The 25,231-nt window shown below is 72.1% G+C and carries 22 protein-coding genes and 3 tRNA genes; 4 read left to right on the top strand and 21 right to left on the bottom strand.

Going from position 1 to position 25,231, the window contains the following annotated elements; translation table 11 throughout:
* Positions 1-159: 159 nt before the first annotated feature.
* A complete protein-coding gene (gene lepA, locus ESG85_RS16015) occupies positions 160-2,031 on the bottom strand; it encodes a translation elongation factor 4 (RefSeq protein ID WP_128979825.1) in 1,872 nt (623 codons plus the stop codon).
* 184 nt (positions 2,032-2,215) lie between these two features.
* On the opposite strand from lepA, the gene rpsT reads away from it, so the two are divergent.
* Positions 2,216-2,482 (top strand): 30S ribosomal protein S20, encoded by a 267-nt coding sequence (rpsT, locus tag ESG85_RS16010; RefSeq protein WP_030211082.1) that lies wholly within the window; start codon positions 2,216-2,218, stop codon positions 2,480-2,482.
* A gap of 382 nt (positions 2,483-2,864) precedes the next feature.
* Here rpsT and holA read toward each other — a convergent pair whose 3' ends face one another.
* A complete protein-coding gene (holA, locus tag ESG85_RS16005; protein WP_128979823.1) occupies positions 2,865-3,854 on the bottom strand; it encodes a DNA polymerase III subunit delta in 990 nt (329 codons plus the stop codon).
* Between the two features lie 55 nt (positions 3,855-3,909).
* Between holA and ESG85_RS16000 the strand changes: the two genes are divergently transcribed.
* Positions 3,910-4,155: a hypothetical protein gene (locus tag ESG85_RS16000; protein WP_128979821.1), complete on the top strand. Its 246-nt coding sequence runs from the start codon at positions 3,910-3,912 to the stop codon at positions 4,153-4,155.
* 132 nt (positions 4,156-4,287) lie between these two features.
* On the opposite strand, the gene ESG85_RS15995 is transcribed toward ESG85_RS16000, so the two are convergent.
* From ESG85_RS15995 to ESG85_RS15950, 10 genes are all read right to left on the bottom strand, one after another.
* Entirely contained in the window at positions 4,288-5,178 is an 891-nt protein-coding gene (locus ESG85_RS15995) for a YceI family protein (RefSeq protein WP_128980187.1), read from the bottom strand.
* Positions 5,179-5,321: 143 nt separating this feature from the next.
* A complete protein-coding gene (locus ESG85_RS15990; RefSeq protein ID WP_128979819.1) occupies positions 5,322-6,581 on the bottom strand; it encodes an MFS transporter in 1,260 nt (419 codons plus the stop codon).
* Between the two features lie 3 nt (positions 6,582-6,584).
* Positions 6,585-7,181 (bottom strand): winged helix-turn-helix domain-containing protein, encoded by a 597-nt coding sequence (locus tag ESG85_RS15985; protein WP_128979817.1) that lies wholly within the window; start codon positions 7,179-7,181, stop codon positions 6,585-6,587.
* Between the two features lie 56 nt (positions 7,182-7,237).
* Complete coding sequence (locus tag ESG85_RS15980; RefSeq protein ID WP_128979815.1) at positions 7,238-9,700, bottom strand: ComEC/Rec2 family competence protein; 2,463 nt, start codon at positions 9,698-9,700, stop codon at positions 7,238-7,240.
* Positions 9,697-10,449 carry a ComEA family DNA-binding protein gene (locus tag ESG85_RS36760; RefSeq protein ID WP_309550228.1) on the bottom strand — a complete coding sequence of 251 codons (753 nt, stop codon included), beginning with the start codon at positions 10,447-10,449 and terminating at the stop codon, positions 9,697-9,699. Before ESG85_RS36760 ends, ESG85_RS15980 begins: the two co-directional genes overlap by 4 nt.
* Positions 10,450-11,151: 702 nt before the next feature.
* Positions 11,152-11,997 (bottom strand): DegV family protein, encoded by an 846-nt coding sequence (locus ESG85_RS15970; RefSeq protein WP_128979811.1) that lies wholly within the window; start codon positions 11,995-11,997, stop codon positions 11,152-11,154.
* Positions 11,998-12,254: 257 nt separating this feature from the next.
* Positions 12,255-12,977 (bottom strand): hypothetical protein, encoded by a 723-nt coding sequence (locus tag ESG85_RS15965; RefSeq protein WP_128979809.1) that lies wholly within the window; start codon positions 12,975-12,977, stop codon positions 12,255-12,257.
* A gap of 140 nt (positions 12,978-13,117) precedes the next feature.
* The gene (gene leuS, locus ESG85_RS15960) at positions 13,118-15,988 is read right to left on the bottom strand and encodes a leucine--tRNA ligase (RefSeq protein WP_128979807.1); all 2,871 of its coding nucleotides are present in this window, start codon (positions 15,986-15,988) and stop codon (positions 13,118-13,120) included.
* A gap of 263 nt (positions 15,989-16,251) precedes the next feature.
* Positions 16,252-16,324 (bottom strand) — tRNA-Ala (locus ESG85_RS15955).
* Between the two features lie 69 nt (positions 16,325-16,393).
* Positions 16,394-16,466: transfer RNA gene (locus tag ESG85_RS15950), tRNA-Ala, on the bottom strand.
* A gap of 122 nt (positions 16,467-16,588) precedes the next feature.
* On the opposite strand from ESG85_RS15950, the gene ESG85_RS15945 reads away from it, so the two are divergent.
* Entirely contained in the window at positions 16,589-17,956 is a 1,368-nt protein-coding gene (locus ESG85_RS15945) for a glycosyltransferase 87 family protein (protein ID WP_128979805.1), read from the top strand.
* Here the strand turns inward: ESG85_RS15945 and ESG85_RS15940 are convergent.
* Together ESG85_RS15940 and ESG85_RS15935 are read right to left on the bottom strand one after the other, a co-directional pair.
* A complete protein-coding gene (locus ESG85_RS15940) occupies positions 17,935-18,168 on the bottom strand; it encodes a hypothetical protein (RefSeq protein WP_005317760.1) in 234 nt (77 codons plus the stop codon). The genes ESG85_RS15945 and ESG85_RS15940 overlap by 22 nt on opposite strands.
* Positions 18,169-18,343: 175 nt before the next feature.
* The gene (locus tag ESG85_RS15935) at positions 18,344-19,777 is read right to left on the bottom strand and encodes an MFS transporter (RefSeq protein ID WP_181019044.1); all 1,434 of its coding nucleotides are present in this window, start codon (positions 19,775-19,777) and stop codon (positions 18,344-18,346) included.
* Between the two features lie 101 nt (positions 19,778-19,878).
* Here ESG85_RS15935 and ESG85_RS15930 point away from each other — a divergent pair, with 101 nt between their 5' ends.
* A complete protein-coding gene (locus ESG85_RS15930; RefSeq protein WP_128979803.1) occupies positions 19,879-20,808 on the top strand; it encodes a helix-turn-helix transcriptional regulator in 930 nt (309 codons plus the stop codon).
* On the opposite strand, the gene ESG85_RS15925 is transcribed toward ESG85_RS15930, so the two are convergent.
* The 7 genes from ESG85_RS15925 to ESG85_RS15900 all read right to left on the bottom strand — a co-directional run bounded on the left by ESG85_RS15925 (position 20,790) and on the right by ESG85_RS15900 (position 25,144).
* A tRNA-Ala gene (locus ESG85_RS15925) sits at positions 20,790-20,862 on the bottom strand. The genes ESG85_RS15930 and ESG85_RS15925 overlap by 19 nt on opposite strands.
* Before the next feature lie 146 nt (positions 20,863-21,008).
* The gene (locus tag ESG85_RS15920) at positions 21,009-21,662 is read right to left on the bottom strand and encodes a histidine phosphatase family protein (RefSeq protein WP_128979801.1); all 654 of its coding nucleotides are present in this window, start codon (positions 21,660-21,662) and stop codon (positions 21,009-21,011) included.
* The gene (rsfS, locus tag ESG85_RS15915; RefSeq protein WP_128980182.1) at positions 21,659-22,096 is read right to left on the bottom strand and encodes a ribosome silencing factor; all 438 of its coding nucleotides are present in this window, start codon (positions 22,094-22,096) and stop codon (positions 21,659-21,661) included. Before rsfS ends, ESG85_RS15920 begins: the two co-directional genes overlap by 4 nt.
* 80 nt (positions 22,097-22,176) lie before the next feature.
* Entirely contained in the window at positions 22,177-23,967 is a 1,791-nt protein-coding gene (locus ESG85_RS15910; protein ID WP_128979799.1) for an LCP family protein, read from the bottom strand.
* A 19-nt stretch (positions 23,968-23,986) separates the two neighbouring features.
* Positions 23,987-24,607 (bottom strand): nicotinate-nucleotide adenylyltransferase, encoded by a 621-nt coding sequence (gene nadD, locus ESG85_RS15905; RefSeq protein WP_128979797.1) that lies wholly within the window; start codon positions 24,605-24,607, stop codon positions 23,987-23,989.
* Between the two features lie 52 nt (positions 24,608-24,659).
* Positions 24,660-24,824, bottom strand: coding sequence for a hypothetical protein (locus tag ESG85_RS35005; protein WP_164986253.1), 165 nt, complete (start codon positions 24,822-24,824; stop codon positions 24,660-24,662).
* Between the two features lie 83 nt (positions 24,825-24,907).
* Entirely contained in the window at positions 24,908-25,144 is a 237-nt protein-coding gene (locus ESG85_RS15900) for a hypothetical protein (RefSeq protein WP_128979795.1), read from the bottom strand.
* Positions 25,145-25,231: the final 87 nt, after the last annotated feature.

Raw genomic sequence — 25,231 nt, 5'->3', positions numbered from 1 at the left:
ACTGACGTGGCTAACTGGCGAGTAACCTTCGAGCGGCTTCAGGTTAGAGCGCCGGAGACTGGCGCGTAAGGGCTTGCATATAACGAACGGGTCTGCACGCCGGCGGCGCACAGACCCGTTCGGTGTACATGTGAATGTACGGGGCAGCTATCGGGAAGACTACTTCTTGGCCTTGCCGCCGCCCGCCTCGTCGCTCGACAGGACGGCGATGAAGGCCTCCTGCGGCACCTCCACCGAGCCGACCATCTTCATCCGCTTCTTGCCTTCCTTCTGCTTCTCCAGCAGCTTCCGCTTACGGGAGATGTCACCGCCGTAGCACTTGGCGAGGACGTCCTTGCGGATGGCGCGGATGGTCTCGCGGGCGATGACCCGGGAGCCGATGGCGGCCTGGATGGGCACCTCGAAGGCCTGCCGCGGGATGAGCTCGCGCAGCTTGGCGACCAGTCGCACACCGTAGGCGTACGCGGCGTCCTTGTGGGTGATCGCCGAGAAGGCGTCCACCTTGTCGCCGTGCAGCAGGATGTCGACCTTCACCAGGCTGGAGGACTGCTCGCCGGTGGGCTCGTAGTCCAGCGAGGCGTAGCCGCGGGTCTTGGACTTCAGCTGGTCGAAGAAGTCGAAGACGATCTCGGCCAGCGGCAGGGTGTAGCGGATCTCGACCCGGTCCTCGGAGAGGTAGTCCATGCCGAGGAGGGTGCCGCGCCGGTTCTGGCACAGCTCCATGATCGAGCCGATGAACTCGGTGGGCGCGAGGATCGTGGCGCGCACGACCGGCTCGTACACCTCGCTGATCTTGCCCTCGGGGAACTCGCTCGGGTTGGTGACCGTGTGCTCGCTGCCGTCCTCCATGACCACGCGGTAGACCACGTTGGGGGCGGTGGCGATCAGGTCGAGGCCGAACTCGCGCTCCAGGCGCTCGCGGATCACGTCCAGGTGGAGCAGGCCGAGGAAGCCGACGCGGAAGCCGAAGCCGAGGGCGGCGGACGTCTCGGGCTCGTAGACCAGCGCGGCGTCGTTGAGCTGGAGCTTGTCGAGCGCGTCGCGCAGCTCCGGGTAGTCGGAGCCGTCCAGCGGGTACAGACCGGAGAAGACCATCGGCTTCGGGTCCTTGTAGCCGCCGAGCGCCTCTTCGGCGCCCTTGGACTGCGAGGTGATCGTGTCACCGACCTTGGACTGCCGGACGTCCTTCACGCCGGTGATGAGGTAGCCCACCTCGCCGACGCCGAGGCCGTCGGCCGGCAGCATCTCGGGCGAGTTGGTGCCGATCTCCAGGAGCTCGTGGGTGGCGCCGGTCGACATCATCCGGATGCGCTCGCGCTTGTTGAGCTTGCCGTCGACGACACGGACGTACGTGACGACGCCGCGGTACGAGTCGTAGACCGAGTCGAAGATCATCGCGCGGGCCGGGGCGTCGGCGACGCCCACCGGAGCCGGGATGTCGCGGACGGCGCGGTCGAGCAGCGCCTCGACGCCCATGCCGGTCTTCGCGGAGACCTTGAGGACGTCCTCCGGCTGGCAGCCGATGAGGTTGGCCAGCTCCTCGGCGAACTTCTCGGGCTGGGCGGCCGGAAGGTCGATCTTGTTGAGCACCGGGACGATGGTGAGGTCGTTCTCCATCGCCAGGTACAGGTTGGCCAGCGTCTGCGCCTCGATGCCCTGGGCGGCGTCCACGAGCAGGATCGTGCCCTCGCACGCGGCGAGCGAGCGCGAGACCTCGTAGGTGAAGTCGACGTGCCCGGGGGTGTCGATCATGTTCAGGATGTGCGTGCGCCCCTGCTCCGGCCCCTCGGTCGGGGCCCAGGGCAGACGGACCGCCTGGGACTTGATCGTGATGCCGCGCTCACGCTCGATGTCCATCCGGTCGAGGTACTGGGCGCGCATCTGCCGCTGGTCGACCACACCGGTCAGCTGGAGCATCCGGTCGGCAAGCGTCGACTTGCCGTGGTCGATGTGCGCGATGATGCAGAAATTGCGGATCAGAGCCGGGTCGGTACGGCTCGGCTCGGGCACGTTGGTAGGAGTCGCGGGCACGCAGGGTTCTCGTCTCGGGCGATGTTCAGAACGGATACGTAGGCTCCATCGTCCCATGACCGCGGGACCTCGGTCGGTTTGGGCGGCGTGCGGGGCGGCTGATATCGTGGACGGCTGTGTCTCGTGTGCCCTCTCAGCTGCGCGACACGTCCTGAAGAAACATCGAACCTGTAAAGGCTCTTTCGTGGCGAACATCAAGTCCCAGATCAAGCGGAACAAGACCAACGAGAAGGCGCGCCTGCGCAACAAGGCCGTCAAGTCGTCGCTCAAGACCGCGATCCGCAAGGCCCGCGAGGCTGTCGCCGCCGGCGACCTCGAGAAGGCCACCGTGGCCGCTCGTGCCGCTTCGCGTCAGCTCGACAAGGCTGTCTCGAAGGGTGTCATCCACAAGAACGCCGCCGCCAACAAGAAGTCGGCGCTGGCCACCAAGGTTGCCTCCCTCCAGGGCTGAGCTCTGATGTGACACGGCCGCACGGGACCCAGCGGGCCCTCTAACCGCTCCCGCCCGGCCACCCCGGCTCCGTACGCGAGACGCGTTCGCCACGCGTGTACGAGCCACCTCCGTTGTACGACGAAGGCCCCGCCGCCCTCCTTCCCCAGGAGGCGACGGGGCCTTCGCCGTACGTACGGGCCGTGCGCGCCGGCGCCCGAGCGCCCGGGCCGTGCGCACGGCGCCCGAGCGCCCGGGCCGTGCGCACGGCGCCCGAGCGTCCGGGCCGGCCGAGCCGTGGCGTGCGCTCACCCGGCGGCACGTGCGGCTGAGCGACGGGCCCCAGGCCCGCGGGTTCAGCCGCGGCGCACGCCGGCTCGGCGGCGGGGTGCGGGCCGCGGGTTCAGCCGCGGCGCATGCGGGCGGCGCGGGCGATCGTGACGACGGCCTTCTCCAGGGCGTACTCGGGATCATCGCCGCCGCCCTTGACGCCCGCGTCGGCCTCGGCGACGGCGCGCAGGGCGGCGGAGACGCCGTCCGGGGTCCAGCCGCGCATCTGCTGCCGGACGCGGTCGATCTTCCAGGGCGGCATGCCCAGTTCGCGTGCGAGGTCGGCGGGACGGCCGCCACGGGCCGAGGAGAGCTTGCCGATCGCCCGGACGCCCTGCGCGAGCGCGCTGGTGATCAGGACGGGCGCGACGCCGGTCGACAGGGACCAGCGCAGGGCCTCCAGGGCCTCCGCGGCGCGTCCCTCGACGGCGCGGTCCGCGACCGTGAAGGACGAGGCCTCGGCGCGGCCCGTGTAGTAGCGCCCGACGACCGCCTCGTCGATGGTGCCGTCGACGTCCGCGGTGAGCTGCGCCACGGCGGAGGCCAGCTCCCGCAGGTCGCTGCCGATCGAGTCGACGAGCGCCTGACACGCCTCGGGCGTGGCCGAGCGGCCGAGCGACCGGAACTCCTGCCGCACGAACGTCAGCCGCTCCGCCGGCTTCGTCGTCTTCGGGCACGCCACCTCCCGCGCGCCCGCCTTGCGGACCGCGTCGAGGAGCCCCTTTCCCTTGGCGCCGCCCGCGTGCAGCACCACGAGGATGATCTCCTCGGCCGGTGCGTCGAGGTACGCCTTGATCTCCTTGATCGTCTCCGCCGGCAGGTCCTGGGCGTTCCGCATCACCAGGACCTTGCGCTCCGCGAAGAGCGACGGGCTGGTGAGCTCGGCGAGCGCGCCGGGCTGGAGCTGTTCGGGAGACAGGTCGCGCACGTCCGTGTCGGCGTCGGCGGCCCGCGCGGCCGCCACCACCTCGCGCACGGCGCGGTCGAGCAGCAGGTCCTCCTGGCCCACGGCGAGCGTGACGGGGGCGAGGAGATCGTCGGGGGAAGACTTCTTGGTGGCCATCGCGCTCCAGCATCCCACGCGCCACCGACAGCGGGACGTCGTCGAGAATGTGGCCGTGAGCGATGTGAGACACGTACTGGTCCTGCCCGACCGCGACGCGGCCGAGGAGGTCGTCGAGGAACTGCCCGACCGCTTCGGCGTGGCCGAGGAGCCCCAGCTGGTCCGGGACGCCCTGGCGGGCGAGGACGACGCCGAGGACGCCCAGTGGCTGGTGGTGGTCGAGGACCCGGAGGGCCGCCTGGACCCGTCGGCACTCGACGCACTGGCCGCCGAGTACGAGGGCTGGCTCGAAGCCCCGTAAGCCGGCCCAGGGGCCCACACGGGTAAGCCCCGGACCAGGAGCCGACGCGGCCGCTGGTCTCCGGCCCCTTCGGGCGCCGGATCGCCGTCGGCCGCCTCGGGCCGCCGTCTCGGGCCGCCGTCTCGGGCCGCCTCAGGCGGTCGGCGGGGCCTTCGGGATGATCTGGACGTCCAGGTCGACGGTGATGCTGGAGCCGACCGCGGCGATGCCGCGGGCGAGCAGGGTCTGCCAGGTGAGGGTGAAGTCCTCGCGGTGCAGCTCGGTGGTCGCCCGGCAGGCCCCGCGGGTCTCGCCCTGCAGCCCGTTGCCCAGGCCCAGGTACTGGGTGTCGAGCGTGACCGTACGGCTGACGCCGTGCAGGGTGAGCGCGCCGGTGACGGCCCAGCGGCTGCCGCCCTTGTGGACGAAGCGCTCGCTGGAGAACTCCATCGTCGGGTACGCGCCGACGTCGAGGAAGTCGCCGGAGCGCAGGTGGTCGTCGCGCATCCGGACGCCGGTGTCGATGGAGGCCGCGTCGATCACGACGTGCATGGCCGACTGCTCCATCCGTTCGGCGATCCGGACCGCGCCCGCGAACCTGTTGAACCGGCCGTGGATCCGCGCGAGGCCGATGTGCCGCGCGGTGAAGCCGATCTGCGAGTGCGCGGGGTCGATCTCCCAGTCGCCCGGCTCGGGCAGCGCCTGCCGCGGCGCGACCTCGAGCCGTACGTCACCCAGGCCCGCGTGCCCGCCCTCCTCGACGACGGCGCTGCCGTGGTACGGGGTGTAGCCCTCGGCGGTGACCGCGAGCCGGTACTCCCCGGCCGGCACGGTCGCGAGGACGCTGCCGTACGGATCGGTCTCCCCGCCGAGGACCTTGCGGCCGGCCGTGTCGGAGAGCGTGAACCCGGCCTGGCGGACCGGCTCGTCGACGGGATCGAGGACCCGGCAGCTCAGGACGCCCGCCGTCGCGGGCACCGCGACCCCCGCGAACGGACCGCCCCGAGAGACTCCCGCACCACGCTTGCCGAACAGACCGAACACCGCCACATACCCCCGGACACCCTCGCCCACGTCTCCGCTTCAACGAATCCACATTCGATCACTGTTGCGTTGTTCGAGGCAAACGGCGGAAGTGTTACCGGAGGTCCGAATTGAGGATTCCCGCGGCTCCCGCTCGACCTCGCCTACACGGGCGAGGCGACCGGCGTCTGTTCCGGCAGCTCCCGGAGCCGCGGGACCGGCGAGGGCAGCAGCCACAGCACGGCGAACAGCCCGCCCACGGTCGCGATCCACAACGTGGGCCGCAGCCCGAGTGCCGTGCCGAGCACGCCGCCGGCGAGCGCGCCAACCGGACGGAAGCCGTGGTTGAGCGTGCGGAAGGCACCCATCACCCGCGCCCGGACGGCGTCGGGTATCACGGCCATCTGGAGCGATCCCGCGGCGACATCGACCATCATGACGCCCGCGCAGGACAGGAACTCGGCGACGAAGAGCAGCCCGACGACCCACGGCGTCGGACCGCTCGCCGCCGGTATGAGGAGCAGCGGCACGGTGAAGCCCACGAAGCCGGCGACGACCGAAGGACCGATGCCGATCCGCCTGACGGTTGCCCCGCTGAACGCCGCCCCGATCAGTCCGCCGACGGCCCCCGCCGCCAGTAGCGCGCCCAGCACGCCCGCGCTCAGGCCGAGTTCGGTCGTCGCGTAGAGGACGAACAGCGTGTGGAACATGTAGTTGAAGAACTGCACCGTGCCCGATGCCGCGAACAGCGCACGCATCGAGGGGTCCCGCAGCACCCAGCGAAGCCCTTCGGTGAAGTGCCCCTTCTCGACCAGCGCGGGAGCCGGCTCGACCGGGCGGATCCTGGCCAGGTAACCGGCCGAGACCAGGTACGTGAGCGCGTCGGCCAGCAGCGCGAACGGCGCGGTCAGCACCTGCACCAGGACGCCGCCGATCCCCGGCCCCGCCAGCCAGGCCATCGAACGGCTGCCGTTGACCAGCGAGTTCGCCTGCACGTAGTGATCGGTGGGCACCAGCGCCACGAACAGCGTGGTGTTGCACGCCTCGAACAGCACGCTCAACGCGCCCACCGCGAACGCCACGGCGTACAGCTGGCCGAGCGTCAGCACGTCGAGGAAGTGGGCGGCGGGCAGGGTCAGCAGCAGTGCCGCCCTTCCGAGGTCGGCCACGATCATCGCGCGCCGGCGGTGGGCGTGGCGGTCGGCCCAGGCCCCCAGCGGCAGGTTGAGCAGCAGCGCGGGCAGCAGCTCGGCCGTCTTGAGCCAGCCCATCTCGGCCGCGTCGGCGCCCAGGACGAGCACAGCTGCCAGCGGCAGCGCCATGAGCGAGATCTGGTCGCCGACGAGGGAGACGGTCTGCCCGCTCCAGTACCGCCGGAACGACCGCTCACGCAGCAGCGCGGGTATGCGTGCGGCGATCGCCATGGGTCACTCCTCCTCTCCGCGACCGGGGTTCTCCCGCTCCAGGTAGGCGATCCTCAGGATGCTGACCGGACGCGCGCCCTCGGGCCGCAGGGCCGCGTCGGTGGCGCGGTCCTCGTAGGGCCGCAGCAGCTCCTCCATCCGCCGCCCGAGGTCCGCCAGCTCCTCGGGCGTGAGGTGGAGCAGCGAGTCGCCGAACACTTCGGCCTCCTGCCACTCCCTGGGCAGCGTGCGTCGCTTCTCCACGGCCCGGAGGACGCGCTGGAAGTTGAGCTCCATCGCGGCCCCGCTCAGCGCGTCCGCCGCCTCGGCGACGGCCGGGTCCTCGCTGTGGCCGGGCCATTCGGTGTACCGCGCCGTCGCCTGCCAGGGCTTCTCCCGCCCCTTGCCGCCGGGAGCCTGCTCCACCAGCCCGTACTTCGCGAGTATCCGCAGGTGGTACGAGCAACTGGCGACGGACTCGCCGGTCAGCTCGGCCGCGCGCGTGGCGGTGAACGGCCCTTCGCTCCGCAGCAGACCCACGAGGGTCATCCGCGTCGGATGGGCGTAGGCGCGAAGGGCGCGCGGGTCGGTGAGCCGGATGCTCCGAGGCTGCTCCATCATGGATGAAAACATATCTTTAGAAAGGCTCCTTTACAACGACTTCTTTAGAAGTTCCCTCAACCGGCGTCGACGGCGAAGGTGTGGGCCACGAGCCCCGATCCGGCACCGCTGACCGCGATCGCCCCGTCCCGGTCGGTGCTCAGCACCCGGGCCCCGCCCAGCCGCAGCGACCGCACCGTCATCGGCGAGGGATGGCCGTACGGGTTGTCCCGGCCCGCCGACACCAGCGCGAACCTGGGCCGCACCGCCCGTATCAGCCCCGGGTCCTGATGGGCCGAACCGTGATGGGCGACCTTGAGCACGTCCACGGGCAGCAGCGCCGGATACGCCCGCAACAGCCCCTGCTGGGCCGGAGGTTCGAGATCCCCGAGCAGCAGCAGGCTCACCCCGCCGGCCGCCCGCACGAACAACGTCACGCTCGCGTCATTGGCCCCGGACTCACCCGCCGACCCGGGCCCGCCCGACCGACCCCCCTCCCCCGACCGCGGCCACAGCACCGACCACTCCAGCGGGCCCACCCTGCGACGCTCGCCCGCCACGGCCCGCACCACCGGAACGCCGGCCGCCCGTGCCGTCCGCCGCACGAACGCGGCCTGCCCCCGCGGCTCTTCGAGCCCCGTCGTCTGGATCGCGCCGACCGACCGCCCCCGCAGGACACCCGGCAGCCCGACGACGTGGTCCGCGTGGAAGTGGGTGAGCACCAGGAGCGGGATCCGCCGCACCCCGAGGTCCCGCAGACACCGGTCCACCGCCACCGGATCGGGCCCGGCGTCCACCACGACGGCCGCGTCACCGCCCGCCGCGAGCACCGTCGCGTCTCCCTGGCCGACCTGGCACATCGCGAACACCCACCCCGGCGGCGGCCATCCGGAGACCAACCGGACCAGCGGCGGCGGCCGCACCACCGCCAGAAGCAGCACGGCCGCGCAGGCCACCCCGATCCACCGCCGCCACGGCAACCCACGGACGGCCAGGACCGCGAGCCCGGTCAGCAGCGCGAGCAGCAGCCCGCCCCACCAGCCGTCCGGCCAGGACGTCTCCGCGCCGGGCAGCTCCGCCCCGGTGCGGGCCACGCCCGCGATCCACCCGGCGGGCAGCCCGGCGAGCCAGGCCACCGCCTGTGCCGCTCCGGGCCATACGGCCGCCAGTGCCAGCGTGAGGAACCCGAGCACCGTGGCCGGGGCCACCGCCGGCTCCGCGAGCAGATTGGCCGGGACCGCGACCAGGCTCACCCGCGCCGCGAAGACCGCCACCACGGGCGCGCACACCGCCTGCGCCGCAAGCGTCGCGGCCAGCGCCTCCGCGATCCTCCCCGGCACCCTCCGCCGCTGCAGCGCCTCGCTCCAGCGCGGGGCGACCGTGAGCAGCGCCCCGGTGGCCAGGACCGACAGCAGGAAGCCGTAACTCCGTGCCAGCCAGGGGTCGTAAAGCACCAGGACCAGCACCACGGCGGCGAGCGCGGGAATGAGCGACCGCCGCCGGCCCGTCGCGACGGCGAGCAGGGTGACGAGCCCGCAGGCCGCCGCACGCAGCACGCTCGGATCGGGCCGGCACACCACCACGAACGCCAGCGTCAGCCCTCCTCCGGCGAACGCCGTCGCCCGCAGCGGAATGCCGAGGCGAGGAGCGAGCCCGCCGCGCTCGGCCAGCTGCGCGGTGCCCGGTCTTCCGATGAGCAGCAACAGGACGATCGTGAGGTTCGAGCCCGAGACGGCCAGGAGGTGAGTCAGATCGGTGGCCTCGAACGCCGCCTTCAGGTCGGCCTCGATCCTGGAGGTGTCGCCGACCACCAGTCCCGGCAGCAACGCCCGGGCGTCCGGCGCGAGGTCCGCCGTGGCCTGCCGGAGTCCGGCGCGCAGCCCGCCCGCCGTGCGCTGGAGCGTGCTCGGCGGCCCGATGATCCGGGGCTCCCCCGCGCTGTCGGCCCGCAGCACCGCGGCGAACGGGTCTCCTGCCCGCGCCGGGACGGCGAGCCGGCCCGACACCCACAGCCGGGTCGACGGCAGCAGCCGCAGCCAGGCCTCGCGCTCCTCCCCCACCGGCACGACGAGCAGGACCGGAGCCCTGGTCCGGTGCGCCGCGCCGTCCCGCTCCTCGACCCGTGTCGCCTTGCCCTCCACGACCACGGACACCGGCGCCGCCCGGCTCCCGCGCACCCTGGGTGAGGTGAGCCTCGGGTCGGAGGTGACCTCCACCTCCGCCACCACCCGGTCGCCGTCGCGGGCCAGGGCGGGCAGCGGTCCCCGGTGCAGGTCCGCCGCGTGCAGCCCGGCGGACGCCGCCCCGGCCGCCGCACACAGCAGCACGCCTGCGACGGCGGTCGCCCGTAGTCCGCGCCGGGCGGCCGGGATCAGAAGCAGCACCGCACCGGCCAGACAGAGCAGCACGCCCGCGACCGTCCACCAGCCGGCCACGCCCAGCGCGAGCGCCGCCCCCGCCCAGGCGGCGAGGGCCGGCGGCACGAGCCGCAGATCGGCCGGACCCTCGTCCCAGGGCGCCGCACGGAAGTCCCCGCTCATGGCCGGACCAGAGGCTCGAGCTCCGCGAACCGGCGTGCGCCGATGCCGTTGACGTCCCGAAGCTCGGCCACCGAGCGGAAACCCCCGTGCTCGGCGCGGTGTTCCACGATGTGCCGGGCAAGGACGGGACCGACACCGGGCAGCGCGTCGAGCTGCTCGACGGTCGCCGCGTTGAGACTCAGCGGATTGGCCGCACTCGGCACCCCCGGCGCGGCACCCGGAGCACCCGCGGCTCCCCCGACGACACTTCCGGCCGCACCGGCGGCCGCGGCGGGAAGCCCGACCACGACCTGCTCGCCGTCCAGGAGGACGCGCGCCCGGTTCAGGCCCGTCAGATCGGTACCCGGTCGAATACCGCCTGCCGCGCGTAAGGCGTCGGTGACCCGTGACCCGGCGGGCAGGGTGAACACTCCTGGACGGCGGACCTTCCCGCCGACGTCGACCACGACGACCGCGTCCGCGCCCGGGCTCGGTCCTGCGGCCGGGGCAGGGCGCGGGCCTGAGCCCGCCGCCGTCGGTGACGTCCCCTCCGGTTCCGGGAACGACGCCGCCGTCCCGGGCAGCGGCCGGGCGGCCGCGACCACCTCGGGGGCCCTGACCTGCTCCGGCCGCCCCGTCCAGTAGTAGGCCCCCGCGCCTCCCGCGGCCACGGCCAGGACCACGGCGAGCGCGGCCAGCGACCGCCGTTCGATCCCGCACCGCGACTGGACCCACAGGGGCAGCCTGTCGCGCACCGCGAGGCGGGTCATCTCCACGCGCCCCACGGGCGGTTCGGGCCCCGCCCGCCTCCGCTCACCCGCCGCGACCCCCACCGGCGGCCCTAGCGGCGGCGAGCACGGCGACGGCGACGTCTGTGCCGACGACGGCAACCCCGGTGCCGGTCCCGCGACCGATCCCGGGGCCTGCGCAGGGGCCGGTGCAGGGCCTGGCGCCAGTCCCGGTGGCCGTGCCGGGGCCGGCCCCGGCGCCGGTCCCGACGTCCCCGGCGGCTCCTGTTCCGGTCCCTGCACAGGCCCAGATGACGACGCCGTGGACGGGAACAGGGCCTCGCCCCGCCGCCGTGCCACCGTCGGTCCTGCGGGCGCCCCAGGCGCCCGCCTCCGGCGGGTCCGGGCGGCCGCCGGCCGCGACCGGGCTCGTCCGTCCGAACCGGGCGGCCTGCCCGGCCCGCTTGTCGGCCCGCTGCGATGTGTTGCGATGTGTGTGCGAAGAGTCATGACTTGACGGTAGGCCGACCTCGCGCCGATCCCCCGAGATCACCTGATTCCCGTGGATAACCGCCCAGTTGTGGAAAACCCCGTCACCCTCAAGAGGGACGACCGGGACAAGGGACAGCCGAAACGACAGACGGCCGAAACGACAGACAGCCGAACGACAGACGGCCGAGACGACGAACGGCCGGGACGAGGACTGCCACGCCCCCGCCGACGCCACAGGCCGTGGCATCCGGGTCAGCGAGGGGACACGACCACCGCGAGCAGCCCCGGGCCGGTGTGGGCACCGATGACCGCGCCCACCTCGGTGACCTGGAGGTCCTCGACGGTCGGCAGGCGTTCGCGCAGCCGCTCGGCGAGAGCGGCGGCTCGGTCGGGTGCGGACAGGTGGTGCACGGCGACGTCGACGGCGCCGTTACCGGCCCTCTCCACCGCGATCTCCTCCAGCCGTGCGATCGCCTTGGACGCCGTCCGTACCTTCTCGCGCAGCTCGATCCGGCCGCCCTCGAGTTCGAGCAGCGGCTTCACGGCCAGCGCGGATCCGAGAAGCGCCTGAGCGGCGCCGATGCGGCCCCCACGGCGCAGGTAGTCGAGCGTGTCGACATAGAAGAAGGCGGACGTGCCCGCGGCGCGCTTCTCGGCGGCCGCGACGGCCTCGTCGAGAGAGCCGCCCGCGTCCACCACCTCGGCCGCCACCTGCGCGCAGAAGCCGAGGGCCATGCCCACCATCCGCGTGTCGACGACCCGTACGGGCACCGGGGCGTCCTTGGCGGCGAGTACGGCGGCGTCGTAGGTACCGGAGATCTCGCCGGACAGATGCAGCGAGACGATGCCGGCGGCGCCCGCCTCCGCGGCGGCGCGGTAGGTCGCCGCGAAGACCTCGGGCGAGGGTCGGCTGGTGGTCACCAGGCGCCGCTTCTGCAGGGCTTCCGCGAGCGAGCGGGCCGAGATCTCCGTCCCTTCCTCCCACGCGCGGTCGCCGATGACGACGGTGAGCGGAACGGCCGTGATGGCGTGCCGCTCCATCGTCTGGGGTGGCAGGTAGGCCGTGGAATCGGTGACGATCGCGACATGCCGGGACATGAGCGGGAGGTTACCCGCCGAGGCCGCCGCACGGCAGCCCGGGCCCCCGCCACTCCCCAGGCAGCCCCGGACGCCTCAACCGGAACCCGCCCCAGGGCGCACCGGCACGTCGCAGATCCCGGCCCGGCGCCCCGCCGCAGCACATGCCCCGGCGTGGCCCCGCCGCGCCTGCAACCCGCACCCCGCAACCCGTAACCCGCGACCCTCAACCCGCAACCCAGCAAATCCGCGGCGCAGCCCGGGCCACCGGCCGGCCCTCAGGTGGTCGTCTCCGGCCGGGTCGTCTTCTCCCACGGATACGCCGTCGCACGCGGGTCCGGTGCGTTGATCGCCTGCGGTCGGGCGGACTGTCCGGAGCCGGCGGGCCCGGCGGCGCCGCCCGCGCGGTGGTCTTCGTGGCCCTCGTGACCCCCGTGACCGTCGTCGAGACCGTCGGCGCGCGTCCAGTGCCGCAGCGCGCCCGCCTCCATGTCGATCTGGGCGCTCAGCGAGGACAGGTCGTCGTCGGCGAATCTGCGGGCCCGGTCGCGCGCCGCGAAGCGCAGCGCGTCGGCGGAGTGGGTGATCTGCTCGGTGCGCTGCCGCAGCTCCGGCAGCTTGGCCGCGACATGGGACCGGTCGGGCTCACGCTCCAGCCGCTTGAGGTCTTCGTCGAGTTCCCGCCCGTGCGCGCTCAGCCGGTGGAAGAGGTCCAGGGACTCCCTCAGCGAGGCGTCCTCGGCCACGCCCGCGTGGAGCGCCTCCTGGGTGGCGCGCATGGACGTGCGCAGCGAGAGCCTCATCTGGGCCAGGTCGCCGGCCACGCCGGTCTGGCCGAAGCTCTTGGCCCGCAGCGTGGTGTCCTCGACCGTGCGGCGCGCATGATCGATGGTGCGGTCGACCCCGCGCTTGGCCGCCTTGGCCACCTTCACCGTGGCATAGACCCCGAGCGCCACGAGGGCGACGAAGAGCAGCGCCAAGATCGTGATCAAGGCTTCCATGTGGCTCGCCCCTCCGGCCGCGGTTGTGGTTCTTCCACCGTAAACGGAAGGGGCAGGCGGACGGTTCCCTTCGAACCCTCAACCTGCCCCGACCCCGTCCCCTAGGGGACGGGTCCGTCCGACGTCAGTCCCGGCCGTCCTCAGCCGGCGACGATGTTGACCAGCTTCGGCGCGCGGACGATCACCTTGCGGATCTCCGCGCCGCCCAGTGCGGCCACCACGTTCGCGTCGCCCAGCGCCAGCGCCTCCAGGTCCGCGTCACTGATCGACGGGGAGACCTCCAGGCGCGCCTTGACCTTGCCCTTGATCTGCACGACGCAGGTCACGGTCTCGTCGACGACGTAGGCCGGGTCGGCGACCGGGAAGTCCTGGTGGACGACCGAGTCGGTGTGGCCCAGGCGGTGCCACAGTTCCTCGGCGATGTGCGGGGCCAGCGGGGCGACCAGCAGCACCAGCTGCTCGGCGACCGGGCGGGACACCGCGCCACCGCTCTTGGTCAGGTGGTTGTTCAGCTCGGTGATCTTGGCGATGGCGGTGTTGAAGCGCATCGCGACCATGTCCTGGGCGACACCGTCGATGGCCTTGTTCAGGGCGCGCAGGGTGTCGTCGTCGGCCGGTTCGTCGACGACCGTGACCTCGCCGGTCGCCTCGTCGACGATGTTGCGCCACAGCCGCTGCAGCAGCCGGTACTGGCCGACGACGGCGCGGGTGTCCCACGGACGGGAGACGTCCAGCGGGCCCATGGCCATCTCGTACAGGCGCAGGGTGTCGGCGCCGTACTCGGTGCAGATCTCGTCCGGCGTGACGGCGTTCTTCAGGGACTTGCCCATCTTGCCCAGGACGCGGCTGACCTTCTCGCCCTGGTAGTAGTAGCCGCCGTCGCGCTCCTCGACCTCGGCGGCCGGCACGGCGATGCCGCGGGCGTCCCGGTAGACGAAGGCCTGGATCATGCCCTGGTTGTACAGCTTGTGGAACGGCTCGGCGGAGGAGACGTGTCCCAGGTCGAACAGGATCTTCGACCAGAACCGGGCGTACAGCAGGTGCAGCACGGCGTGCTCGGCGCCGCCGACGTACAGGTCGACGCCGCCGGTGGGCATGCCCTCGCGCGGGCCCATCCAGTACTGCTCGATGGCCGGGTCGACCAGCTTCTGGTCGTTGTGCGGGTCCAGGTAGCGCAGCTCGTACCAGCAGGAACCGGCCCAGTTGGGCATGGTGTTGGTCTCGCGGCGGTACTTCTTCGGGCCGTCGCCCAGGTCCAGGGTGACGTTGACCCAGTCCTCGTTGCGGGACAGCGGGGTCTCCGGCTGGGTGTCCGCGTCGTCCGGATCGAAGGTGCGCGGCGAGTAGTCGTCGACCTCCGGCAGCTCCAGCGGCAGCATGGACTCGGGCAGCGGGTGGGCGACGCCGTCCTCGTCGTAGACGATCGGGAAGGGCTCGCCCCAGTAACGCTGGCGGCTGAACAGCCAGTCGCGCAGGCGGAAGTTGACGGTGCCCTCGCCGATGCCGCGGTCGGCCAGCCAGGCGGTGATCTTCGCCTTGGCCTCGACGACGCCCAGGCCGTCCAGGGAGATCGCGTCGTTGGCGGAGTTGATCAGCTTGGCCTCGTACGAGGCGAAGGCGTCGTCCCAGGTCGACGGGTCGGTGCCGCGGTCGTCGCTGGGCTCGACGACGCAGCGCATCGGCAGCTCGAAGGCGCGCGCGAAGGCGAAGTCGCGGGTGTCGTGCGCCGGGACGGCCATGATGGCGCCGGTGCCGTAGCCCATCAGGACGTAGTCGGCGATGAAGACCGGGACCTGCTCGCCGCTGACCGGGTTGGTCGCGTACGCGCCGGTGAACACGCCGGTCTTGTCCTTGGCCTCGGCCTGGCGCTCGACGTCGGACTTGGCGGCGGCCTGCTTGCGGTAGGCGTCGACGGCCTCGGCGGGGGTGGCGTGCCCGCCGGTCCACACGTCGTGGGTGCCCTCGGGCCAGGCGGCGGGGACGATCTTCTCGACCAGGTCGTGCTCGGGCGCCAGCACCATGTAGGTGGCGCCGAACAGGGTGTCCTGGCGGGTGGTGAAGACGGTGATGGCGCCGGTTTCGCCGACCTGGAAGTCGACGCGGGCGCCCTCGGAGCGGCCGATCCAGTTGCGCTGCTGCAGCTTGATGGCCTCGGGCCAGTCCAGACCGTCCAGGTCGTCCAGCAGGCGGTCCGCGTAGGCGGTGATGCGCATGTTCCACTGGCGCAGCTTGGCCTTGAAGACGGGGAAGTTGCCGCGCTCGGAGCGACCGTCGGCGGTGACCTCCTCGTTGGCCAGGACGGTGCCCAGGCCGGGGCACCAGTTGACCGGGGCGTCGGAGGCGTACGCCAGGCGGTACTCGCCCAGGACGTCGGCGCGCTCCACGGCGCTCAGCTCGCTCCACGCGCGCGTGGAGCCGGGGATCTCACGGGTGCCGTTCTCGAACTGCTCGACCAGCTCGGCGATCGGGCGGGCCTTCTGCGTCTCGGTGTCGTACCAGGAGTTGAAGATCTGCAGGAAGATCCACTGGGTCCACTTGTAGTAGTCCGGGTCGATCGTGGCGAACGACCGGCGCTTGTCGTGGCCCAGGCCCAGCCGGCGCAGCTGGACCTTCATGTTCTCCATGTTGGCCTCGGTGGACACGCGCGGGTGCGTCCCGGTCTGCACCGCGTACTGCTCGGCGGGCAGGCCGAAGGCGTCGAAGCCCAGGGTGTGCAGCACGTTGTGGCCGGTCATGCGCGCGTGGCGGGCGAAGACGTCGGTGGCGATGTAGCCGAGCGGGTGTCCGACGTGCAGGCCCGCGCCCGAGGGGTACGGGAACATGTCCATGATGAACTTCTTGGGGCGGGCCGCCACGGCCGCGTCCCCGGCCAGGTCACCGCCGGGGTTCGGGGCCTCGTAGGTGCCCTCGGCGTCCCAGGCGTCCTGCCAGCGTGCCTCGATGTCGGCGGCCAGGGCCGCCGTGTAGCGATGCGGGGCGGCCGTCTCGGCAGCCGTGTTGATCTCGGTCATGGTCCTTGAAGCTCCATCGATCGTCTCTGCCCACTGCCGGCACTGCCACGAAATGAAAAATCCCCTCGCACAGGAGGGGACGCCGCGCCGATGCCGACCGGATCTTCATCCGTCGGGACTGATCAGCGCGGCTCGCTAAGCAGAAGGCGTACGGCACGCATGGCGTCAGGGTACCGCAGGGCCCGAGCGGGCCGCACCGGCGTTCCGGGGAGTGGCACACGACGAAGCGGGCCATCCGATCCGGATGACCCGCTTCTCATCTGTGGAGCTAAGGAGAATTGAACTCCTGACCTCTTGCATGCCATGCAAGCGCTCTACCAACTGAGCTATAGCCCCGTGCGAGGGATTCAGAGTACCGCAGAAGCGGTGCGAGCCGATCCTTCCGGATGACCCGCTTCCCTTCTGTGGAGCTAAGGAGAATTGAACTCCTGACCTCTTGCATGCCATGCAAGCGCTCTACCAACTGAGCTATAGCCCCTTGCTGCTCGTCCCCGCTCCGGCGTGCGTCGCGGCGACGGACAGAACAGTAACCGGCCCTCCGACGGTTCTCCAAATCCGTTTCTCCGGAGCCGTCCGGAGCGTTGGGTAGGGTCGCCGACTGTGTCCGTCTCCGCGCCCCCTCCGACCCGCGCCCGCCGCCGGCCCCTGGCCGTCGCCGCGGCCGTCTGCCTGCTCTCGTTCACGGCCTTCTGGGTGGCGCAACGCCTCGCCCACGTGAACATGCTCGACGTGATGGTCTACCGGGCCGAGGCCGAGACGCTGCGCGCCGGTGAGGACCTCTACGCGATGCGTGCCACCTCGGCGAACCTCGCGATGACGTATCCGCCGTTCGCCGCCGTGCTGTTCCTGCCGCTGACCCTGGTGGGCGTGCCGCTGATGCGGACGCTGACCACCGCGGGGAACCTGCTCCTGGTGGTGGCGCTGGTCCGGCTCTCGCTCCAGCTGGTCCGCCCCGCGCTCGCCCGCCCGGCGGCCCGCGCCGAGCTGTGGCGCCTGACCCTGCTGGTCGCCGCGGTCGTCGTCTGGTCCGAGCCGGTGTGGACGACGCTGCGCTACGGGCAGATCAACCTGCTGATAGCGGCGGCGGTGCTCTGGGACCTGACGCGCCGGGAAGGAAGCCGCTGGGCCGGACTGGGCATCGGGCTCGCCACCGCCGTGAAGCTCACCCCGGGTCTCTTCGTGGTCCTGCTGCTCGTCGCCGGCCTGCTGCTGTGGCGCCGGGACCGGGCGATGAACCAGTGGCTGCGGACGGCACTGACGGCCACCGGCACCTTCCTGGGGACGACGCTGGTGATGGCGGTGGCCCTGCCGGCGGACTCGCGGAGGTTCTGGACCGGGACGCTGTTCGAGACCGGGCGGGTCGGCCACGCCGAGGAGACCGCCAACCAGTCCATCAGCGGTGTCCTCGCCCGGCTGATGCACACCGACGCGCCGGGCCTGTGGTGGGCGGCCGTCGCGGCCCTCCTGGGCGGCGCGGCGATGATCCTCGCGGTCCGGGCGGCGCTCCGCGGCGACAAGGCGGTGGCGGTGACCGTCACCGCGTTCACCGCGCTGATGATCAGCCCGATCTCCTGGTCCCACCACTGGGTGTGGTGCGTGCCCCTGTTGATCCTGCTGTACGACCGCTGCACGCGCGCGTGGACGGTGACGGGAGCCGTGGCGCTGGCCTTCGCCTCCTTCGCTCTGTGGTGGGTGCCGCACGACCCGGGCCGCCCCGAACTCGACCAGAACGCCGGGCAGATGCTGCTCTCGGCGGTCTATCCGCTGACGGCGCTCGCGGTGTTCGCGGCGTACGCGCTGACGCGGTGGCGGGCGCGGGAATCGCGTCCCGGCGGGCGCGGGGCCGCGGAGCCGGACGGGCACGAGGACCTGGAGCGGGGCGCGGAAGGGCGCCGGGACGGGTCCCGGGCAGGCGTCGTGGGGCCCCGGGTGCCCGTGGGCGGGCGTCAGGCCGTCGCGAAGGAGTAGAAGCGCTTCAGGGTGCAGTGCTCGTCGAGGAGCCGGCCGTAGATCGGCTCCCCTTCGAGCTCACGGTAGGTCTCGATGGGGTCGCCTTTTATGATCAGCGCCCGCGCGCATTCCTCGCACCAGTACTGGAACTCGGGGTTGACCGGGTCCATGTCCCGGACGATGGGCGTGCCGCTGCCGCACCAGTCGCACTTCCGCCTGTGTGCACCCATCACTCAGCTCCCGCTGTGAGTGCGGGACGTGCGGCGGGTAGGTGACCCGGGAGCGGATTCCGCGACGGCATCGGCATCGATCTCCTCGGCACCGTCCACGGCCATGCGCGCTCCCTCCCGCCCGGACCCGGGTTCCCCTCCGGCGGTCCGATTCTGCCATGGCACCGCAAGGGGGTCAGCGCCGTCGCCGAACCAGGCTCGTCGAGGCACCCGTCACGGCTGTCGCCGCCAGCACGATCACACACGTCCAGAGCGCCTCCGCCGACGCCTGGGGCCCCGGTCCGGCGATCCCGCCGAGGAAGAGCGTGCCGAAGGCCGCGACGCCGGCCAGCTGGCCGAGCTGGGTGACGGTGGCGAGCAGTCCGCTGGCGTCGGCGGCGTACTCGGGTCGTACGGTCGCGAGCGCGCCGGTGAGGGCGGGGCTGAAGGCCAGGGCGAGACCGGCGCCCAGGGCGGAGAGCAGCGGGTGGAGCACCCAGCCGCCCGTATCGCCGTCGCGGAGGGCCGCACCGGCCCCGAGCAGGGCGGCGGCGCTCAGGAGGAAGCCGCCGGGCACCAGGGAACGCTGCCACCGGGCGGGCCAGCGCCGCCAGGTGAGGCCGACGAGACCGAAGACGGCGGCGGTGGGCGCGAAGGAGAGTCCGGCGCGCAGCGCGCTGTGCCCGAGGGCGCCCTGGAAGTGCAGCGTGAGGGTGAACAGGAAGCCGGCGTTGACGGCCATCACGGCGGCGATCCGGAAGACGGCGCGGCCGAAGCCGGGGACCCGCAGCACCCCGGGCGCGACGAGCGGGGCGCCGCCTCTCCGGGCCAGGCGGGTCTGATGGGCGCCGAAGCCGGCGAAGAGCAGCAGGGAGCCGGCGAGCGACAGCCAGGTCCACGGCGGCCAGCCCTCCTCCTGGCCGAGGACGAGCGGGACGGTCAGGAGCGAGACGGAGGCGCCGAGCAGGAGCAGTCCGGGCAGGTCGAGGGGGCGGGCCCGTCCGGCGTCGGTACGGTCGTCGCGGGGCAGCAGCCGGGCGCCGAGGGCGAGGAGCGCCACCCCGATGGGCACGTTGACCAGGAAGACCGGGCGCCAGCCGGTGCCGAACAGGTCGGCGCTCACGAGGACGCCGCCGAGGACCTGGCCCGCCGCGGCCCCGGTGGCGAGGACGGCGGAGTAGGCGCTGAGCGCCCGGACCCGGGCCTCTCCCGCGAAGTTCCGCTGGATGAGGCTGAGGACCTGCGGGATCATCAGGGCCGAGCCCGCGCCCTGGGCGATCCGGAAGGCGATCAACTGGCCCGTTCCGGCCGCCAGTCCGCAGGCGAGCGAGGCGGCGGTGAACAGGGCGAGTCCCCCGAGGTACACGCGCCGGTGGCCGAGGAGGTCGCCGAGCCGGGCTCCGGTGATCAGCAACACCGCGTAGGCGATGGTGTATCCGGCGACGACGAGCTGGATCCCGGCGCCGGTGGCACCGAGTTCGGTGCGGATGGCGGGGGCGGCGACGTTGACGATGAAGACGTCGAGCAGGGCCATGAACTGGGCGGCCAGCACGACGCCGAGCAGCGGGCCGGGCCGGTTGTCGGTGCCACGGTCTTTACTGAGTACGGGACGTGTGGTGGTCGTCGTCATACGAGGAGCGTGACGCCGACCCGATACGGGTAACGAGAGCCCGCCGATGCTGGTATCGACAGCACCTGGCAACGGCGGCACGGAGAGTCGACCATGGGGGTGTGACGACTGTGGCAGTACCGACCCGACCGCGTCGCAGGCCGGAGCTGGCGGCCTTTCTGCGCAGCCGCCGGGCCCGGGTGACGCCCGAGGACGTGGGCATGCCGCCGGGCCTGAGACGGCGCACACCGGGGCTGCGCCGCGAGGAGGTGGCCCAGCTCTCCGGCGTCGGGGTGACCTGGTACACGTGGCTGGAGCAGGGGCGGCCGATCAACGCCTCGGCCCAGGTGCTCGACGCGGTGGCCCGCACGCTGCGGCTGGACCGGCCGGAGCGCGAGCACCTGTACCACCTCGCGGAGGTGGCGTACGAGCCCGAGGCGGTCCCCGAGCACGTGGCCGGGGTCAGCCCGGAGATCCAGGGCATCCTGGACGCTCTGGCGCCGCTCCCGGCCGTGGTCTACAACGCGCGGTACGACGTCCTGGCGACCAACGGGACGTACGACCTGCTGTTCGACCGGCGCGACGGGAAGACCTGGACGGGTCCGCTCGGGGTGCCCAACGTGCTGTGGTCGCTGTTCACGACGCCGGACGTGAAGTGCCCGGTGGTCGGCAGGCGGGTGGAGCTGCCGTTGATGGTGGCGCAGCTGCGGGGCGCGTACGGCCGCCACGTCGGGGAGCCCGCGTGGGAGTCGTTCGTCCGGCTGCTGTCCGAGGCCAGCCCGTACTTCGCGGAACTGTGGCGGAGCGGCGACGTGGTGCCGCCGGGCACCCGGGTGAAGACCTTCCGCCACGAGCTGGTCGGCGAGGTACGGATGACCTCGGTGTCGCTGTCGATCAACGGGATGCCGGAGTGCCGGATCGTCACGTACACGCCGTGCGACGAGCAGAGCCGCCGGGCCGTGGACGTGCTGCAGGCCGAAGAGCGACGGAACGACGAATCCCGCCCCCTGCTGGGGACGGGATCCGGTGACTGTGGAGCTAAGGAGAATTGAACTCCTGACCTCCTGCATGCCATGCAGGCGCTCTACCAACTGAGCTATAGCCCCTCGCGTTCCCGCGCTGCGCGCCGTGAACAAGAAGAACTTTAGCCTGTGACCTGCCGGAAAGTGAAATCCGGCTTCGGCGGGCCTGCCGCCGGTCCTCGGGAGCCGGTGGCAGCCGCCCCGGGTCCGGGCAAGGGCGGCCGCGGGTCTCAGTCGTCGTCGCCGAGAACGGGCTCGGGCAGCGTTCCCGCGTTGTGCTCCAGGAGGCGCCAGCCACGCGCTCCCTCGCCGAGGACGGACCAGCAGCAGTTCGAGAGGCCACCCAGGCTCTCCCAGTGGCGGGCCTCCAGGCCCAGCAGCCGGCCGATGGTGGTGCGGATGGTGCCGCCGTGGCTGACCACGACGAGCGTGCCGTCCTCGGGCAGCTTCTCGGCGTGCGCCAGGACCACCGGGGCGGCCCGGTCGGCCACCTCGGTCTCCAGCTCCCCGCCACCGCGGCGCACGGGCTCGCCGCGCTTCCAGGCGGCGTACTGCTCGCCGTATCGCGCGGTGATCTCGTCGTGGGTCAGGCCCTGCCACTCCCCCGCGTACGTCTCGCGCAGCGCGGAGTCGTGGGCGACGGCGTGACCGGTGAGCGCGGAGAGCTCGGCGGCCGTGCCCGCCGCCCGCTTGAGGTCGGAGGCGACGATCGCGTCCGGCTTCAGGGCGGCGAGCAGGCGGGCGGCCCGGCGGGCCTGGAGGACACCGGTCTCGGTGAGCTCGATGTCCGTGCTGCCCTGGAAGCGGCGCTCGAGGTTCCAGGAGGTCTGGCCGTGGCGCCACAGCACGATGCGGCGGCCGGCGCCGCCCTTCCCGCTGGTCAGCTCAGCTCACCGTCCGTCCCGTCGGTGCCCATGAGCCGGGCGTGCTCCTCGGCCTTGCCGCGGGTCTTGAGGGCGTCCTCGGGCAGCGGCAGCTCGGGGCAGTCCTTCCACAGCCGTTCCAGGGCGTAGAAGACCCGCTCCTCGCTGTGCTGGACGTGGATCACGATGTCGACGTAGTCGAGGAGGATCCAGCGGGCGTCGCGGTCGCCCTCGCGGCGCACCGGCTTGGCGCCGAGCTCCTTGAGGAGTCGCTCCTCGATCTCGTCGACGATCGACTTGACCTGGCGGTCGTTGGGCGCGGAGGCGAGCAGGAAGGCGTCGGTGATCGACAGCACGTCGCTGACGTCGTACGCGATGATGTCGTGCGCGAGCCGGTCGGCCGCCGCCTGGGCGGCGGCGTTGACGAGCTCGATGGAGCGGTCCGTGGCGGTCACAAGCAGGCTTTCGTCGGCGGTCAGAGACACCTCAAGGGTCTCATGTACCGCCGACGGCCTTGAAAAGGTTTACGGGAGGGTCACCGTTTGGCGCCGGGGATCTTGTAGTCCTCGCCCAGGATCACCGTGACCTCGGCGTTTCCGCCTGCCTTGCCCTTGGTGACGGATCCGGCGGGCAGCCCGAGGGTCTTGGCGACCTCCGCGGCGGTCGTCTTCTGGGCGTCGTCCGCGTAGACCACCTGTGACTTCTCCTGGGTGTCGGCCTTGGTGCCGCCGACCACGGCGTAGCCGCCGTTGATCAGGACCACGCGGGCGGCCTCGGTGGCGTCCTCGCCGGTGGCGTCGCGGATGGCGACCCGGGTCGCGGCGCCCTGTTCGGGGGCGCTGACCTTTCCGCCGAGGATGTCCTTGACGACGCTGTCGCTGGTGGCGCCGCTGAGGGAGCCGTCGGGTTCGACGGGCAGCAGCGCGGTCTTGTGGTCGCCGATCTTGGCGTGCTCGGCGAGCTTGGCGAGGGAGGCGCCGAGGTCCTTCTCGGGCAGCGACGGGTCGAGGATCTGGGCCAGGGTCTCGATGGTGACGGTGGCGGCCTTGGGGTCGTCGGAGATCTTCCGCAGCACGCCGTACATGACCGCGCCGAAGCGCTGGAGCTGCTTGGCCTCGGCCTCGCCGGGCGCCCGGTAGGTGGCGTAGGCGACGGCGGCGCGGCCGTTGAGGGTCTGGTTCTCGCCCTTCTTCACCAGCGGCTCGGCGCCGGGCTTGTCGCCGGGGACGTCGGTGTCGGTGGTGATGTCGATGTTGCTGACGAGTTCGACGAGGTTCTCCAGGTAGGGCGTGTCGAGCCGCCAGGTGCCGGTGATCTTCGCGCCGAGAAGGTTGCCGAGCGCCTCCCGGGTGCCGCTGGAGCCGTCGTCCTCGACGGACTTGGCGAGCGTGGTGGTGGCGCCTTCGTCGTCGGCGACGGCGAGCGAGTTGGGGAGCAGGACGGTGGTGCCCTGCTTGGTGGTGGCGTTGTCGACGAGGAGGGCGGTGGAGGTGCCGCCGTTCTTGGTGTCGTGCAGGTGGACGACGATGGTGTCGCGCTGCTGCGGGCCCGTGGCGGTGTTCTGCCGGGGGTCGTCGCCGCCCATGCCGGGGAGTTTGCCGGCCGACCAGAGGTAGCCGACCCCGCTGACGGCGGCGAGCACGAGGACCACGACGAGGGCGACGACGCGGTTGCGGCCGCGGCGGCGGGCCTCCTCGCGCCGCTCGGACCGGCTCTCGGTGAACTTGAGCCAGTCGATGACGTCCTCGGAGTCCTCGTCGGGCTCCTCGATGAACGAGAACTGCTCGGTGCGGTAGTCGCGGCTGTCGCTGTCGGGCGCGGGACGCTGCCCGGGCACGGCCGCGGGCGGCGCGGGCTGTGCGGCCGGATCGGGAGTCCGGGCGGGCGGCACGGGCGCGGGTTCCGTGCGGACCGCCCACTGGGTGCCCGTGTCGTACTGCTGCGCCGTGTCGTACTGCGGTTGGCCCGTTTCGTACTGCTGACCGACGCCGTACTGCTGTCCCTGTCCCGTGTCGTAGGACCGCTGGTCGTACGACGGCTGCCCGCCGTACGGGTCGTACGGCGGCTGCTGGGGAGCGTGGGGCGCCTGCGGCGGCTGGTGGGTCTGGTGCGGCTGGTACGGCTCGCCGGACTGCCGGCCGTACGGGTCGTAGCCGTAGCCCTGCTGCTCGTGCTGCGGCTGCTGGGTCTGCTGCGGCTGCTGCGCGTACGGGTCGTAGTGCTGCTGCGGCACCTGCTGCTGGTACACCGGCTGCCCGTACGCGTCGTAGCCGATGATCTGCGGCTGCGGATAGTACGGGTCGTACGGGTTCTGCTGATCGTTCACCGGTGCCCCTCCCCGAGGCTCACTCGCCGCGGTACAACTGGCGCTTGTCGATGTAGCGCACCACACCGTCCGGGACCAGATACCAGACCGGGTCGCCTTGTGCGACCCGCGCCCGGCAGTCCGTGGAGGAGATGGCGAGCGCGGGGACCTCGACCAGCGACACGCCGCCCTTGGGCAGGCCGTCGTCGGTGAGGTCGTGACCCGGGCGGGTGACACCGATGAAGTGGGCGAGGGCGAAGAGCTCCTCGGCGTCGCGCCAGGTGAGGATCTGCGACAGCGCGTCGGCGCCGGTGATGAAGAAGAGATCCGAGTCGCTGTTGAGGGAGCGCAGGTCCCGCAGGGTGTCGATGGTGTACGTCGCGCCGCCGCGGTCGATGTCGATGCGGCTGACGGAGAACTGCGGGTTGGACGCGGTGGCGATGACCGTCATCAGATAGCGGTCCTCGGCCGGCGAGACGGCCTTGTGGCTCTTCTGCCAGGGCTGCCCGGTCGGCACGAACACCACCTCGTCGAGGTGGAACAGGGCGGCCACCTCGCTGGCGGCCACCAGGTGTCCGTGGTGGATCGGGTCAAACGTTCCGCCCATCACGCCGAGTCGGCGCTTGCCGCGACCGCCAGTAGGCACTTCCTGCTCTCCCATGCGTGCAGAGCCTACTGGCACGGCGGCGAACGCCGGATCAGCGGCCTCGGGCTCAGCGGTCCCGGTTGAAGCGGGTGGTGATCCACAGGAGCAGAAGGAGCGCGAGCAGGGTGCCGCCACCCGTCACGTACGGGTTGAGGCTTTCGTGGTTGCCGCCGTGCTCGGCACCCTCGTTCGCGAGCGTGACCAGGTTGGCGGCGGTGGCGTGGAGGCTCATCTTCGGCAGGACCTTCGATCGGGGATGGGAGCGGAGACTTCGCGCACATCGTATGCGGCGCGTCGCGGAGCGCTCACGCCGACTCAGGCGTTGGCGTCACCGGGGTCGTTTTCGGTGCGCGCGGCGGCGGTCCGCCGGTCCTTCGCGGCCGCCGCGGGGTCCTCGCCACCGTTGGCGTAGCCCCGGAGCAGGAACCAGGCGAGGAGGGCACCGCCGAGGATCGAGACGACCAGGACGATCCGCAGCGGGCCGCCGAGGCCCTGCGGCTCGGCGGCCGCGGCGAGCAGGGGCGTGGCGACGGTGGTCGCGATGTCCGGCATGGCGGTCGTGCTCCTCGGTTGTCCACAGTGCCCGAGTTATCCACAGGCTCCGGCACACGGTAGCCCCCTCGCCTAGTCTGGGTTGCG

Origin of the sequence: Streptomyces roseicoloratus (genome assembly GCF_004117935.1) — a bacterium.
GTDB classification, from domain to species: domain Bacteria; phylum Actinomycetota; class Actinomycetes; order Streptomycetales; family Streptomycetaceae; genus Streptomyces; species Streptomyces roseicoloratus.
This window is presented reverse-complemented; position numbering and strand designations above follow the sequence as displayed.